14 protein-coding genes and 1 riboswitch are annotated in these 13,738 nt (G+C 73.7%); of the genes, 7 read left to right on the forward strand and 7 right to left on the reverse strand.

Features of this window, described 5'->3' with window-relative positions; all coding sequences use genetic code 11:
• Positions 1–13 precede the first annotated feature (13 nt).
• Positions 14–222: riboswitch (cobalamin riboswitch) on the reverse strand.
• An 11-nt stretch (positions 223–233) separates the two neighbouring features.
• From cobG to cobJ, 3 genes are read left to right on the forward strand one after another with little or no spacing between them, the layout of a single operon-like run.
• On the forward strand, positions 234–1,436 hold the full coding sequence (cobG, locus tag ABGB17_RS16740) for a precorrin-3B synthase (protein WP_347630369.1): 1,203 nt from the start codon (positions 234–236) through the stop codon (positions 1,434–1,436).
• Entirely contained in the window at positions 1,433–2,053 is a 621-nt protein-coding gene (locus ABGB17_RS16745) for a precorrin-8X methylmutase (protein ID WP_347630371.1), read from the forward strand. The genes cobG and ABGB17_RS16745 overlap by 4 nt, the downstream gene beginning before the upstream one ends.
• A gap of 2 nt (positions 2,054–2,055) precedes the next feature.
• Positions 2,056–3,555: a precorrin-3B C(17)-methyltransferase gene (gene cobJ / locus ABGB17_RS16750; RefSeq protein ID WP_347630373.1), complete on the forward strand. Its 1,500-nt coding sequence runs from the start codon at positions 2,056–2,058 to the stop codon at positions 3,553–3,555.
• On the opposite strand, the gene ABGB17_RS16755 is transcribed toward cobJ, so the two are convergent.
• The 4 genes from ABGB17_RS16755 to ABGB17_RS16770 all read right to left on the reverse strand — a co-directional run bounded on the left by ABGB17_RS16755 (position 3,545) and on the right by ABGB17_RS16770 (position 6,919).
• Positions 3,545–4,288 carry a cobalt-precorrin-6A reductase gene (locus ABGB17_RS16755; protein ID WP_347630375.1) on the reverse strand — a complete coding sequence of 248 codons (744 nt, stop codon included), beginning with the start codon at positions 4,286–4,288 and terminating at the stop codon, positions 3,545–3,547. The two genes, cobJ and ABGB17_RS16755, sit on opposite strands and share 11 nt — an antisense overlap.
• 93 nt (positions 4,289–4,381) lie before the next feature.
• Positions 4,382–5,125, reverse strand: a complete 744-nt coding sequence (gene cobM / locus ABGB17_RS16760; RefSeq protein ID WP_347630377.1) for a precorrin-4 C(11)-methyltransferase — start codon at positions 5,123–5,125, stop codon at positions 4,382–4,384.
• On the reverse strand, positions 5,122–6,330 hold the full coding sequence (cbiE, locus tag ABGB17_RS16765; protein ID WP_347630379.1) for a precorrin-6y C5,15-methyltransferase (decarboxylating) subunit CbiE: 1,209 nt from the start codon (positions 6,328–6,330) through the stop codon (positions 5,122–5,124). Before cbiE ends, cobM begins: the two co-directional genes overlap by 4 nt.
• Before the next feature lie 199 nt (positions 6,331–6,529).
• On the reverse strand, positions 6,530–6,919 hold the full coding sequence (locus ABGB17_RS16770; RefSeq protein ID WP_347630381.1) for a pyridoxamine 5'-phosphate oxidase family protein: 390 nt from the start codon (positions 6,917–6,919) through the stop codon (positions 6,530–6,532).
• A 365-nt stretch (positions 6,920–7,284) separates the two neighbouring features.
• On the opposite strand from ABGB17_RS16770, the gene ABGB17_RS16775 reads away from it, so the two are divergent.
• A complete protein-coding gene (locus tag ABGB17_RS16775; protein WP_347630383.1) occupies positions 7,285–7,641 on the forward strand; it encodes a hypothetical protein in 357 nt (118 codons plus the stop codon).
• Between the two features lie 23 nt (positions 7,642–7,664).
• Complete coding sequence (locus ABGB17_RS16780) at positions 7,665–8,135, forward strand: hypothetical protein (protein ID WP_347630385.1); 471 nt, start codon at positions 7,665–7,667, stop codon at positions 8,133–8,135.
• Positions 8,136–8,156: 21 nt separating this feature from the next.
• Here the strand turns inward: ABGB17_RS16780 and ABGB17_RS16785 are convergent, their stop codons facing one another.
• On the reverse strand, positions 8,157–9,254 hold the full coding sequence (locus ABGB17_RS16785; RefSeq protein WP_347630387.1) for a serine hydrolase domain-containing protein: 1,098 nt from the start codon (positions 9,252–9,254) through the stop codon (positions 8,157–8,159).
• Positions 9,255–9,293: 39 nt separating this feature from the next.
• The gene (locus ABGB17_RS16790; RefSeq protein WP_347630389.1) at positions 9,294–9,944 is read right to left on the reverse strand and encodes an MOSC domain-containing protein; all 651 of its coding nucleotides are present in this window, start codon (positions 9,942–9,944) and stop codon (positions 9,294–9,296) included.
• A gap of 170 nt (positions 9,945–10,114) precedes the next feature.
• On the opposite strand from ABGB17_RS16790, the gene ABGB17_RS16795 reads away from it, so the two are divergent.
• Positions 10,115–11,062: a hypothetical protein gene (locus tag ABGB17_RS16795; protein WP_347630391.1), complete on the forward strand. Its 948-nt coding sequence runs from the start codon at positions 10,115–10,117 to the stop codon at positions 11,060–11,062.
• Between the two features lie 43 nt (positions 11,063–11,105).
• Here the strand turns inward: ABGB17_RS16795 and ABGB17_RS16800 are convergent, their stop codons facing one another.
• Positions 11,106–12,098, reverse strand: a complete 993-nt coding sequence (locus ABGB17_RS16800; protein WP_347630393.1) for a sulfotransferase — start codon at positions 12,096–12,098, stop codon at positions 11,106–11,108.
• A 69-nt stretch (positions 12,099–12,167) separates the two neighbouring features.
• On the opposite strand from ABGB17_RS16800, the gene ABGB17_RS16805 reads away from it, so the two are divergent.
• Positions 12,168–13,508, forward strand: coding sequence for a lanthionine synthetase LanC family protein (locus ABGB17_RS16805; RefSeq protein WP_347630395.1), 1,341 nt, complete (start codon positions 12,168–12,170; stop codon positions 13,506–13,508).
• Positions 13,509–13,738: the final 230 nt, after the last annotated feature.

Genomic DNA, 13,738 nt, shown 5'->3' on the forward strand with positions numbered 1-13,738 from the left:
GGGTCCTCGCCCCGTTCGCAGGTGTCGCGATGGCAGGAGTCTCCTGGCTCCCGGATCGACGCTCACCCCGGCCTTCCCACCCGTCGCCGGGCAGTGGCTTCACGGCGGGGGTCGCTCCCCGGTCACAGTGGCGGGACCGCGCCGGCTTCGCACCGGCTTCCTCCGTCCGCCATCGCCTACCGAGGAGATTACGCCCCCGAGACCATCGGAAGAACTGGCATTACTATCTCATCGTGCGCAGAGGTGACCTTTCCGGACATGCGGCGCCGGACGCGTGTCCCGGGGCACTTCAGGTGCACACCGCGGCCGACGGCCCGCTCGCCCGGGTCCGCGTCCCCGGCGGGGCGCTCACCCCCGCGCAGCTCCGCGAGCTCGCCGCGTGCGCGGAGTCGCTCGGCTCCGGCGTCGTCGAGCTGACGTCCCGGGCGAACGTCCAGGTCCGCGGCCTGCGCTCCGCCCCTGAGTTCGCCGCCCGCATGGCCGCCGCCGGCCTGCTGCCGTCCGCCACCCACGAACGTGTGCGCAACATCGTGGCCTCGCCCCTCGCCGGCCGGGGCCTGTCCGGCCTGGTGGACACCGACCCCCTGGTGACGCGGCTGGACCGTTCTCTGTGCGCGCACCCCGCCCTGGCGGACCTGCCGGGCCGTTTCCTGTTCGCCCTGGACGACGGCACGGGCGACGTGGCGGGCCTCGGCGCGGACGTCACGTTCGTCCCGGACGCCGCGTCCGGGGACGACGACACACCTGGAGTCGTCTTCCTGGCCGGCGCGGACCCCGGTCTCGCCACCGCCGATCCGGTCCCCCTGATGATCGCCGCCGCCGAGGCGTTCCTCGCCGAGCGGGACGCGCAGGGCGGCGCCTGGCGTGTCGCCGACCTGGAGGACGGCCCGGCCCGCGTCGCCGCCCGTCTGGACACCGCCGCGTACGGCGCCGCGCGGTGGGTGGACCCGCCGCCCCGGGTCGCCGGTGCCGGGCCGCTCCCGCAGCGCGACGGACGGATGGCGCTGGAGGTCGTGGTGCCCCTCGGGCGGCTCACCGCGCGCCAGGCGGACGCCCTGGCCGATGTCTCCCGCGGCCCGTTGCGGCTCACCCCGTGGCGCACGGTCGTCCTGCCGGACCTCACCAGGGAACGGGCCGGGGAGGCGGCGCGCACGCTCACCGCCGCCGGCCTGGTCGGTGACCCCGCCTCGCCGTGGACCGGCGTGTCCGCCTGCGCCGGCCGTCCCGGCTGCGCCAAGGCGCTCGCCGACGTCCAGGAGGACGTGACCCGCTGGGTGTCCGGCCGCACCGAGCCCGGCGGCGCGCCCGTCCACTGGTCGGGGTGCGAACGCCGCTGCGGGCTGCCCCGTGGGCCGGTGCTCCAGTACGTGGCCACCGGGGCCGGATACAGGATCGAGCCCGCCGTCCCCGGCGGCGCTCCGGAAAGGGAACGGTGAACGACTACCTGCGCGACGGCCCGGAGATCTACCGGCGCTCGTTCGCCACCATCCGCGCCGAGGCGGACCTCGCCGGCCTGCCGACCGGCGTCGCCGCCGTGGCCGTCCGCATGATCCACGCCTGCGGCATGACCGACCTGGTGGACGATCTCGACTGGTCGCCGGACGTCGTCGCCTCGGGCCGCGCCGCGCTGAAAGCGGGAGCGCCGGTGTTGTGCGACGCGATGATGGTGGCCGCCGGCGTCACCAGGAGCAGGCTCCCCGCGGGCAACGACGTGGTGTGCACGCTCGGGGACCCCGGTGTGCCGGAGCTCGCCGCGCGCCTCGGCACCACGCGCAGCGCCGCCGCGCTCGAACTGTGGCGGGGCCGTCTTGACGGCGCGGTCGTCGCCGTGGGCAACGCCCCCACCGCGCTGTTCCGCCTGCTCGAACTGGTCGAGGAGGGAGCGGGGCGTCCGGCGGCGGTGTTCGGCGTCCCGGTGGGCTTCATCGGCGCGGCCGAGTCCAAGCTGGCCCTCGCCGAGAGCGGTCTGCCCTTCCTGGTGGTGCACGGCCGCAGGGGCGGCAGTGCCATGACGGCGGCGGCGGTCAACGCCGTCGCGAGCGAGGCGGAGTGAGCATGACGGGACGGCTGTACGGCGTCGGCCTCGGTCCCGGCGACCCGGAACTCGTGACGGTCAAGGCCGCCAGGCTCATCGGCGAGGCCGACGTCATCGCCTACCACGCCGCGCGGCACGGCCGCAGCATCGCGCGCTCCATCGCCCTGCCGTACATGCGGGACGGCCAGGTGGAGGAGCTGCTGCTTTACCCGCTCACCACCGAGACCACCGACCACCCCGGCGGCTACCGTGGCGCGCTCGACGACTTCTACGCCGAATGCGCCACCCGCCTGGCCGCGCACCTGGACGCCGGCCGCACCGTGGTCGTGCTGAGCGAGGGCGACCCGCTCTTCTACGGCTCCTACATGCACATGCACAAGCGCCTCGCCCACCGCTACCCCACCGAGGTCGTGCCCGGCGTCACCTCGGTCAGCGCCGCTTCGGCCGTACTCGGGCGCCCGCTCGTGGAGCACGAGGAGACGCTGACCGTCCTGCCCGGCACGCTGCCCGCCGACGTCCTCACCGAGAAGCTGCGCACCACCGACTCCGCCGCCGTCCTGAAACTCGGCCGCACCTTCGAGAAGGTCCGCGACGCCCTCGCCGAAGCCGGCCGCCTGGACGACGCCTGGTACGTCGAACGCGCCACCACCCCCGCCGAGCGCCTCGCCCCCCTGAAGGACGTGGACCCCGCCGGCGTCCCGTACTTCTCCCTGGCCCTGCTCCCGAGCCCCCTGGACCAGCGCCCCGCCCCCGATCCGCCGCGGCAGGAAGAGCCCACCCCCGGAGAGGTCACCGTGGTGGGCCTCGGCCCCGCCGGCCGGGAATGGCTCACCCCCGAAGCCCAGGACGCCCTGGCCGCCGCCACCGACCTGGTCGGCTACGCCCCCTACGTGGACCGCGTCCCCCCCAACCCCCGCCAGACCCGCCACCGCACCGACAACACCGAAGAGGCGGCGAGAGCGAGACACGCCCTGGACCTGGCACTGTCAGGCGCCCACGTGGCAGTGGTCTCCTCCGGCGACCCCGGCGTCTTCGCCATGGCCACCGCCGTCCTGGAAGCCGCCGCCGACGACAGGTACGAATCCGTCCCCGTCCGCGTCGTCCCCGGCCTGACCGCCGCCCAAGCCGTGGCGTCCCGCGCCGGCGCCCCCCTGGGCCACGACTACTGCGTCCTCTCCCTCTCCGACCGCCTGAAGCCCTGGGAGGTGGTGGCGTCCCGCCTCACCGCCGCCGCCCAGGCCGACCTCGTCATCGCCATCTACAACCCCGCCTCCAAGACCCGCACCTGGCAGGTGCAAGCCACCCGCGACCTCCTGCTCACCCACCGCCCCGGAACCACCCCCGTGGTCATAGGCCGTCAGGTAGGCAGCCCCGCCGAACAACTGACCGTGACGACCCTCGCCTCCCTGGACCCCACCACGATCGACATGCGCTGCCTCTTGATCATCGGCTCCACCCAGACCCGTGTGACCCCCCAGGGCCAGGTCTACACGCCGCGCCGGTACCCCGCTACCGGCTGAGCAGCCACCGGGCCGCTTCCTCCACGGTCTCGGTGCGGGGGACGTCGTCCGGGAGAGCGGGGCGTTCGATCATGATCACGGGGAGGTTCAGCTCTCGGGCGGCGGTGAGTTTGGCGGTGGTGAGGGGGCCGCCGCTGTTCTTGGTGATCAGGACGTCGATGTCGTGGGTCTGGAGGAGGTGTCGTTCGCCGGGGACGGTGTAGGGGCCTCTGGCCAGGAGGATGTGGACGTTCGGGGGGACGGGGAGGTCGGGGGGGTCCACGGATCTGGCCAGGAACCAGCGGGTTGTGAGGGGGGTGAAGGCGGGGAGGCTGCGGCGGCCTGTGGTCAGGAAGACTCGTTGGTGGGGGGATGTCCGCAGGGTTTCCGCGGCGGTGGTCAGGGAGGGGGCGGGGTGCCAGTGGTCTTGGGGGGTGGGGTGCCAGGCGGGGCGGCGGAGGATCAGGTACGGGGTGCGGGTGCGGGTGGTGGCTTCGGTGGCGGAGGCGGTCATCTTTTCCGCGAAGGGGTGGGTGGCGTCTATCACGGCCTGGATGTTCTGGGTGGTCAGGTAGGCGGACAGGCCGTCGGGGCCGCCGAAGCCGCCCAGTCTCACCTCGCCTTCGGGGAGGCGGGGGTTGGTCACCCTGCCGGCCAGGGACGAGATGACGTGCAGGCCGGGGTCCTGGGTGAGGGTGGCGGCCAGGGCGCGGGCCTCCGCGGTGCCGCCGAGGATCAGGACGCGGCGGGGCATGAGGGGGTGGTCCCTTCAGGAGTCGGCTGGGCGGGGGGGACGGGCGGGTCAGGGCGGGAGTGTCCGAGGGGTCACGGTGGGGTGTACGAGGGGTCAGGGGCGGGGGCGGGTCTTGCTGTACAGGTGGCTGTCGGGGAAGTGGGTGGCGGACAGGGCCCGGCCGACGATGATGACGGCGGTGCGGCGGATGGCTGCTTGCTTGACCAAGGCGGGCATGGCGGCCAGGGGGGCGCGCAGGATGAGTTCGTCGGGGCGGGTGGCGTGGGCGACGACGGCGGTGGGGCAGTCGGGGCCGTAGGAGGGGAGGAGGTCGGCCACCACGGCGTCGATGTGCTGGACGGCCAGGTGGAGGACCATGGTGGAGCGGCTCCTGCTCAGGGACGGGAGGTCCTCGCCGGGGGGCATGGGGGTGGCGCGGGCGGCGGTGCGGGTGAGGATGACGGTCTGGGCCACGCCGGGGACGGTGAGCTCCCGGCCGAGGGAGGCGGCGGCGGCGGCGAAGGCGGGGACGCCGGGGACGACCTCGTAGGGGATGCCGAGGGTGTCAAGGCGGCGCATCTGCTCGGCCACGGCGCTGAAGACCGACGGGTCGCCGGAGTGCAGGCGGGCGACGTCCTGGCCGGCGTGGTGGGCGGCGGCCAGCTCGGTGACGATCTCGTCCAGGGTGAGGTTCGCGGTGTCGACCAGGCGGGCGCCGGGCGGGCACGACTCCAGCAGTTCCGGCGGGACCAGCGAGCCGGCATACAGGCAGACGGGGGAGGACTCCAGCCGCCGCAGCCCGCGCACGGTGACGAGGTCGGCGGCGCCGGGACCGGCACCGATGAAGTACACGGTCATGAGATGTCCCCCTTCGTCGCGGACCAGACGGTGACCGGCATCGACGTCCGCCAGCCGGTGAAGCCGCCGATGGGGGACGCGTGCTGGACGGACAGGCGGGTCAGGTCCCCGCCGTGGGCGGCGTGCCAGTGGGCGAGGGTGGCCTCCGACTCCAGCGTGACGGCGTTCACCACGAGGCGGCCGCCGGGGCGGAGGGCGGCCCAGGAGGTTTCGAGTACGCCGGGTGTGGTGGCGCCGCCGCCGACGAAGACGGCGTCGGGGGCGGGGAGTCCGGCCAGCGCGCCGGGGGCGCGGCCCTCCACCAGGCGCAGCGCGGGAACGCCCAGGGTGTCGGCGTTGCGGCGGATGCGGGCGCAGCGGGCCGGGTGGCTCTCCACGGCGACGGCGGCGCAGGCGGGGTGGGTGCGCATCCACTCGATGGCGATGCTGCCGGCGCCGGCGCCGACGTCCCACAGCAACTCGCCGGGGAGGGGGGCGAGGCGGGACAGGGTGACGGCGCGGACGTCGCGTTTGGTGAGCTGGCCGTCGTGGTCGAAGGCGTCGTCGGGCAGGCCGGGCACGCGGGCCAGCGGGCGGGTGCCGGGGTCGGGGACGCACTCGACGGCGGTCACGTTGAGGGCGGCGGCGGGGGTGGCGGGCCAGGTGGCGGCGGTGCCGGAGAGGCGCGCCTCCTCCGGGGAGCCGAGACCGGACAGGACGGTGAGGGTGCTCGCGCCGTAGCCGCGCGCGGTGAGCAGCCCCGCCACCGCGGCGGGGGCGTCGCCGTCCGGGCCGAGCACGAGCACGCGGGCGCCGGGCCGCAGCTCGGCGGCCAGCGCCGCGAGGGGCCGGCCGAGCAGGCTGACCGCGGTCACCTTCTCGACCGGCCAGCCGAGCCGGGCGCAGGCCAGGGACAGGGACGACACGTGCGGCAGCACCCGCAGCGCCCCGGCCCCGAGCAGGCGCGCCAGGGTGGACCCGATGCCGAAGAACATGGGGTCCCCACTCGCCAGCACGCAGACCTTCCGCCCCTCGTGCGCCGCGAGCAGCCCCGGCAGCGCGGGCAGCAGCGGCGACGGCAGCGGCACCCGCTCGGCTTCCGACGCCGGCACCAGCTCCAGTTGCCGCGCGCTCCCCACGAGCACCTCGGCCGCCGCCACGGCCTCACGGGAGCCGGCCGCCAGCCCCGCCCAGCCGTCCGCGCCGATCCCCACGACGGTGATCACCGGGCGTCCCTGGAGCGAGCCGCACGCGGTTCAGGGGCGGTGGACCGGCACCGGCGGGCACGGGCCGCGCGTGTGGCGGGCTCGCGTGTGGCGGGTCCGCGTGTGGCGGGTCCGCGTGTGGCGGGTCCGCGTGTGGCGGGTCCGCGTGGGGCGGGTCCGCGTGGGGCGGGCTCGCGTGGGGAGAGAGCGGCGGTGGGCGTCATACGTTGCCCAGGACGCGGGTGACCTGGATCTCCAGGACCACGCGGGCCGGGTTGGGGCGCGGCGGCTTGTAGCGGGCCGTGTAGCGGCGTTCGGCGTCGGCGACGTCGCCGGGGGCGGTGCGGACGACGGCGTGGCCCTCCAGGGTGGACCAGCGGCGGCCGTCCACCTGGCAGAGGGCGACGGGGATCCCCGGGGTCGCCGCGACCAGGCGCGCCTTGTACGACGTGCCCGAGGTGATGACGCGGGCGGTGCCGGTGGGCAGGTCCAGGGTCACGCCCACGGGAACCACGTGCGGGGGGCCGCCGGGCCGGGCGGTGGACAGGGTGGCCAGGTGGCGTTCCCGCCAGAACGCCGCGAAGCCCGCGCCCCGCTCCGTCAAATCCACCCAAACCCCTCCCCGACCGGAAACCCCGGACATCGTAACGGGTCAGGTCACCCCCGGGGCAGGCCGTCGCCGCCCCACCGTTCCGGGTGCAGGCGGTGGCCGTCGGCGATGACCATGCCCGTCATGCGGCCCGAGTCTGCCCGGCGCGCGCCGTGCCGTGCACCGTGCCCGCGCGCAGGACGAGACGGGTGCCTCGCGGGGAGTCCTGCGCCGGTCCGTCCACCGTGCCCGGCGGACGGCAAAGACTCGGTCAGCGCGGCGGTCATGATCGATCAACCGGGCGATGATCGGTGAGTAGCGGGGTAAGAGCCCTCTGTCACCGGGGCCGGCGTCGCCCGCATCGAGATGATCGAGGTGTACACCGAATGGACTCGCGAAACAGGGAGAGCCGGGCCGCCCGGGCAGGCCGGGCCGCGCTCGTCGTCTCGGCGCTCGTCCTCTCCGCCGGAGCCGTGTCGCTGGGAGGCTCCGCGCACGCCGCCACGGCCCAGGGCCGGCCGAGGGCCCACAACCACAACCACAAGCACGACGACCGCCACTCCATCCGGCTGCGGGTCGGCAACGGCAGGGGCAACAAGGTCTTCGTGGAGTGGAACAGCCCGGCGCACCTGAGTGGCATCCAGCACGCCGAGAACAGCGCCATCGGCGGCGGGGTCTTCGCCCAGTCGGCCTTCTGCAAGAAGACGCACCGGGTGTGCAAGATCCGTCAAAGGCTCAGATGAGACGACCACGCACCATGGGGGGCTTGCTCACCCTGACCGTGCTCGGTTGCCTGGCCGCCCTGGCCGCCGCCTCTCCCGCGAACGCGGACGGCAGAGACGAACGGCGCCACGCGAAGCACGTCAAGCACGTCAAGCACACCAAGCACTCCAGGCACGCGACCACCCGCGGCGACGACCCGCGGAGCATCACCGCGGGCAACGGCAAACGCAACCGCAGCATCGTCGAGGTCAACAGCCCGACCAACCAGCGCGGCAACCAGCACACCTCCACCGAGAACCTCGGCGGCATCACCAACGTGCAGAGCGCCCTGTGTAAGAACGTCCGGGTCTGTCACGTCACGTTGCAGGTCATCGTGCAGGCGCCGAAGGAGAAGAAGTCCAAGGTCAAGAACACGCAGGCGATCGCGCGTGACGACGAGGACGACGATGACGACGAGGCCGCCGGCACGGTCACCAAGCGGGACGACGACGAGGAATGTTGCTGCCCGGCCTGACGGCGCCCCCGGCGCCCCGGCTCACGTCTCGAAGACCAGCTTGCTGATCTGGTTGACGGTGGAGAAATCGAGACTGAGGCGGTTCTTGGTGACGGCGAGCGCCGTGCCCGTGGAGATGTCGGCCAGGGCGTAGCTGCCGCCCGCGCCGGCCATGCCGAACGCGCCAGGGACGTCCTCGGTGGCGCCGGGGCGGCCGAGCGCGTAGCCGAGGCCCCAGCGGGACTCGTTGCCGAACACCGCGTCCACGCCCTCGGCGGCCGGGGACGACACCTCGCGCAGCCGCCCGGGGGAGATCAGCCGCACGCCGTCCACCTCGCCGAGCAGCGCCGCGTACATGCGGGCGATGGCGCGGGCCGAGGTCTTGCCGCCCGCGGGGATGTCGGAGACGAGGATGTCGGTGCGGTTGCCGAGCGCGGCGCTCGGCCACAACTCGGGGCCGCCCGCCTTGAACATCGGCAGGTCGGGCGGCATGCTCGCCATCATCGCGCCGGTGCTCTCGGCGTCCTCCAGCGGAGCCAGCCGGTGGTGCTCGGACTCGGGCATGCCGAAGTAGATCTCATCGGCGACGCCGAGCGGCTCGGCGACCTCCTCGCGCAGCACCACGGAGATCGGCTTCCCGGTGGCCCGCCGCACGATCTCGCCGACGATGTAGCCGAAGGTGTAGGCGTGGTACCCGACCTGGGTGCCCGGCTCCCACCAGGGCTCGGCGGCCGCGATGCCGGCGCACACGCGGTCCCAGTCGCACAGGCCCTCGACGGTGGTGCCCGGCGGCACGCCCGGCACCCCGGCCGCGTGGGTCAGCGCGTGGCGCACCGTCACGCCACCCTTGCCGTGCGCCGCGAACTCGGGCCACAACTCGGCGACGGGGGTGTCGTAGGTGAACAGCCCTCGCTCGGCGAGGATGTGCGCGACGGCCGCGGCGGCGCCCTTGCCGATCGAGAAGTTGTAGAACACGGTGCCGGGGGTGACCACGCGTCCGGTGGCGGGGTCGGCCACGCCGGCCACGGCGTCGGCGATCTGCTCACCGTGCCGGTAGACCGCCACCTGGATCCCGCGCTCCGTGCCGTCCTCGACGAGGCGGTCCGCGGCTTCCTGCACGCGCTTCTGCACGTCACCCATCGGGTGAACTCCCTTCCGGCCGCGCGGTCCGCGGCGTGGTCACGTCTTCTTGGCGGAGCGGCGGGCGGCGCGCTCGCGCATGGCTTTCGGCAGCGCCTCCACCGGCGGCAGCAGGGGGAGGAGGTCCGGCTCCAGGGTGACGGCGCGGAAGGTGACGCCGATGGTGACCTCGTGATCGGGGCGGTGCTCGACGACGACGGGGTCGCCCACCCTGATCGCACCTGGTGTGATCACCCGGAAGTACGCTCCGGGCCGCGCGACCTGGGTGAAACGCTTGATCCAGCCCTGCTCGTCCATCCAGTGCGCGAACGTGCCGCAGGGGAGGCGGGGACTGGAGACCTCCAGCACGACGTGCTCGCCGACGCGCCAGCGTTCCCCGATCAGGGCCCCGGTGACGTCGAGGCCGCGGGTGGTGATGTTCTCGCCGAACACCCCACCGGTCAGCGGCCGGCCGAGCTCGGCCTCCCAGAAGTCGAGGTCCTCGCGGGCGTAGGCGTACACGGCCTGGTCGTCACCGCCGTGGTGGGCGACGTCGAAGATCTGGTCCCCCACGAGCCCAGGGCCCTTGGGCCCGGGGGCCCGGACGAGCACCGGCTCGGTGGTGGGGTGCTTGTCGATGCCGGTCACCCCGGTGTCCTTCGCGGGGTTGTGCCGGGGCACGGCGAGGTTGACGGATATGAGTTCCCCCATACCGGCACGCTATCGAGTGTGGGCCCCCTGCGCACTCCCTAATCCGGCCACGAGAAGTGGATCATGATCTCGTCACAGGCGTCGGAGAGTAATTTCCTGTAAAGTGAATAGGTAAAGAAGGAAATGATGTATGGCAAGCTCAGAGCCAACACCGTGAGGAGTGAACACCCGTGAACCTAGCCCAGCCGCTACCCAAGGTGACCCCTGTCTCCGAGGACGCGAGCGTCGCCGGCCTCGGCGCGCTGCTTCCCGCCCCCGACCGCTCGGCGATCGCGATCTCCCCCCAGGTGGCCGGCGACGGTCACTGGGCGGGCGCGCCGAGCGCTGTGCTGTCCGACGGGACGATCTACCTGGCGTACCGGCTGCGGCGGCCGATCGGCGAGGGCCGTGGGTACGCGGTCGCCGTCGCCCGCTCCGCCGACGGCACGAACTTCGAGAGCCTGCTGACCATCCGCCGTGAGGAGATGGACGCCGAGTCCCTGGAGCGCCCCACGCTGGTGCACACGCCGGAGGGGCGCTGGAGGCTGTACCTGAGCTGCGCCACCCACGGCACCAAGCACTGGCGGGTCGAGGTGCTGGAGGCCGACGACCCGGCGGGCTTCGACCCGGCGACCCGGCGCACCGTGCTCGCGGGCGACGCGAGCGTCGGCGTCAAGGACACGGTGATCGTCCGGCACGGCGGGGTGTGGCACCTGTGGGCTTCCTGCCACCCGCTGGCCGACCCCGAGCAGGCCGACCAGATGGTCACCGACTACGCCACCAGCCTCGACGGCCTGGACTGGACCTGGCAGGGCACCGCGCTGCGCGGCCGTCCGGGCGAGTGGGACTCCCGTGGCGTGCGCGTCAGCGCGGTGCGCTTCGCCGGTGACCGGGTCGTGGCGTTCTACGACGGCCGGGCCGACGCGGCGGAGAACTATGAGGAGAAGACCGGCGTGGCCGTCGGCTCAGGGCCCGGCGCGCTGACCGCCATCGGCACGGCGCCGCTCGCCGTCTCACCCCATCGCGGCGGCGGCCTGCGGTATCTCGACCTCGTGGACCTGCCGGGCGGCGGCACGCGGCTGTACTACGAGTACACCCGCGCCGACGGCGCCCACGAGCTGCGCACCGAACTGCGCTGACCGGTCACGCCGGTCACGTGAGTCACCGTCACGCGTGTCCCCGTCACGCCGTACGGCCGGGGCGGCCGTTGCGCGCCTGCCGCTGACCCGGCGGGCGTGAGCCGACCATGCCTCCGGAGCGTTCGCGCGGGCCGAGCCAGTCGCTGAAGTCCTCGCCCGTGACCTGCCCCAGCAGCGCGATGTCCTCGGCGAAGTGGGGCAGCAGCCGCTGCCGCTGTTCCCAGGTGAGCGGGCGGCGCGGGGCGCCCTGGTGCTGGAGTATGCCCTCGATGCGTTCGATCGGCGCCCGCGCCAGCCTCTCGGGCAGGTGGTGACCGGCCCTGGCCAGCGCCCGCAGCGCCATCGACAGCACCTGGTGGCGCCGTCCCTGCTCGGGCTGGGCGGTGACGTTCTCGCGCGGGATCTGTGTGAGCAGGCCCTGTTCCACGCCGAGGAAGCCGCACACCCGGTCCAGGGTGCGCGCCGGGTCGTGCAGCAGGTCGCGGTACCGCAGGACGAGCACCTGCTCGCGGGGGAACAGGGTGTACAGGTGGGCGAGCTGTTCGCCGTACCGGCCCTGGCTCAGGTAATGCCAGAAATGGGCCCATCCGGCGGCCTTGCGCCGTTCGTCCTCGCCGCACGCCCGCACCACGTCGCCGATCGGCTCCAGCCCGGCCGACCACAGGTGCGTCCAGTTGGAGTGGGCCCGCTCGACCGGGTCGCGCAGGATGGCGATGAGCCGTGCCCGCGGGATAATGTCGTGGATACGTCGCTGAGCGTTCAGGTCGTAGAGATAGAAAGGTGTCGACTCGCCGCACAGTGCCCCTGGGGGCGCGCCGGCGAACAGGGCTTCGTAGTCTTCGCGCCGCCAGACGTGCTCGCGGTAGGTCGCGGCGTCGCCCGGGCCTCCCCTGGCCGGTGGCGGGCCGTCGGTGAGGAAGTACTTCGGTTCCTTCACCGGGGACATGTACAGCGCGGGGTGGGGCCGAAGGGCGGCGTGCAGGGCGGTTGTGCCTGCTTTGGGTACACCGATGACAAGGAAGTCCGGAAAGGGCATCGACGGTCCTCCCAACGCTCCAGTCGACAAACCTTATATTCCTACCAGATGTATGGGATAATCCTGGTCATGAGTTCGGATCGAATCCGCCCAGGCGGCGGGCGCGCCGAGACTCCGTTGAGCGCCGCGATCGCGGCGGCCCGCTGGATCAGGTCAGCGGCCGTCGACGACGAGAACGGCAGGCACTGGAAGGCCAACCCCGACCCCGGCGGCCGCTCGGCGGGCACCCCCGAACCCGCCTCCCTCTACGCGGGCGCGGCCGGCATCGTGCTCTTCTTCCTGGAGCTCGCCGAGGCGACCGGCCACGAGGCGTACCTGCACGACGCGCGGGCCGGCGCCCGCTACCTCGCCGCTACCTGGCGGCGGCAGACCGACCTGTCGCTGTACCACGGCCTCACCGGCACGGTGGTCGCGCTCACCCGGGCGGGCTGGGCGCTCGGCGACGCCGCCCTGGAGGACGCGGCCGTGGCCGCCGCCGACCACATCGTGCGCCGGGTGCGCGTCTTCGACGACGGCGTGGGCTGGTCCAGGGACCCGGCGCAACGCGGTGACGGCGGCGTCATCCTCGGCCTGCTGCACGCGGGAGCGGTGCTCGGCGTGCCGGCGTACGAGGAGGTGGCCGTCGAGGCGGGCAGGCGTGTCGCCGGGGCAGCGGTGCCCGGCCACCTGTTCGGCGACTGCCCCGACCTGCCCGCGGACGCGGTCACGCCCGGCTTCCTGTCCGGCACGGCGGGCACGGCGTTCCTCATGGCCCGGCTGTACGGCGTCACCGGCGACGAGCGGTTCCTCGCCGCCGCCCGGCGCGGCGCCGGGTTCGTGCGGCAGGTGAGCACGATGCGCGGCCGGTGCGCGGTCGTGCCGCATCACGTGCCGCAGGGCCGTGAGCTGCACTACCTCGGGTTCTGCTCGGGCTCGGCCGGCGTGGCGCGCATGTTCCACGAGCTGCACCAGGTGACGGGCGACCCGGGCGACCAGGAGTGGGTCGACCTGCTCGCGCACGGCGTCATGACCAGCGGCGTGCCGTGGGTGCGGACGGCGGGGTTCTGGGACGTCGCCTGCCAGTGTTGCGGCGTGGCCGGCTTGCTCGAGCTGTTCGTCGGCCTGTGGTCGGCGACCGGCCGGCAGGCGTACCTGGCCTTCGCGCGCACGCTCGGCGAGCACCTCATGGGCTCGGGTGCCGACCCCGACGGCCGGGGCCTGCGCTGGCGGCAGGCGTACCGGCGGATCCGGCCCGCCGAGGTCTCCGCCGACACCGGGTACATGGTGGGGGCGGCCGGCATCGGGGCGGCACTGCTCCACCTGCACGCCGCGCTCCGGGGGGACCCGTCGCGGTCGGTCATGCTGCTGCCGGACAACCCGTTCCCGGTCATCCCCGTGCCGGCGGCCTTGGCGCGGCGTCCCGGCTCCTGAGGCGGGACGATCACCACCCGAAGTCGCGATCCGTCCATTTCATGCATATCAGGTAGGAAATATTGACTTACCGGAGCCGGGCTCGTAGCGTGAAGGACATGAGCCAGGGCCTTTACCTGACCCGGCGCCCGTACGTCGACTTCGGGCGCGTCGTCGCCGCGCAGTGTCGTTGATCACCGATCGGTCCTCTTCTTCTCGCCCGGGGCAGTGAGCGCGGCCCGACGCCGCCC

Source organism: Sphaerisporangium sp. B11E5 (assembly GCF_039871875.1).
Taxonomy (GTDB): Bacteria; Actinomycetota; Actinomycetes; order Streptosporangiales; family Streptosporangiaceae; genus Sphaerisporangium.

Bases quoted from the DNA above. Each gene is read 5' to 3' on its own strand.
- cobJ (WP_347630373.1), top strand. From the start codon at position 2,056: ATGACGGGACGGCTGTACGGCGTCGGCCTCGGTCCCGGCGACCCGGAA.
- ABGB17_RS16755 (WP_347630375.1), bottom strand. From the start codon at position 4,288: ATGCCCCGCCGCGTCCTGATCCTCGGCGGCACCGCGGAGGCCCGCGCC.
- cobM (WP_347630377.1), bottom strand. From the start codon at position 5,125: ATGACCGTGTACTTCATCGGTGCCGGTCCCGGCGCCGCCGACCTCGTC.
- ABGB17_RS16775 (WP_347630383.1), top strand. From the start codon at position 7,285: ATGGACTCGCGAAACAGGGAGAGCCGGGCCGCCCGGGCAGGCCGGGCC.
- ABGB17_RS16785 (WP_347630387.1), bottom strand. From the start codon at position 9,254: ATGGGTGACGTGCAGAAGCGCGTGCAGGAAGCCGCGGACCGCCTCGTC.
- ABGB17_RS16790 (WP_347630389.1), bottom strand. From the start codon at position 9,944: ATGGGGGAACTCATATCCGTCAACCTCGCCGTGCCCCGGCACAACCCC.
- ABGB17_RS16800 (WP_347630393.1), bottom strand. From the start codon at position 12,098: ATGCCCTTTCCGGACTTCCTTGTCATCGGTGTACCCAAAGCAGGCACA.
- ABGB17_RS16805 (WP_347630395.1), top strand. From the start codon at position 12,168: ATGAGTTCGGATCGAATCCGCCCAGGCGGCGGGCGCGCCGAGACTCCG.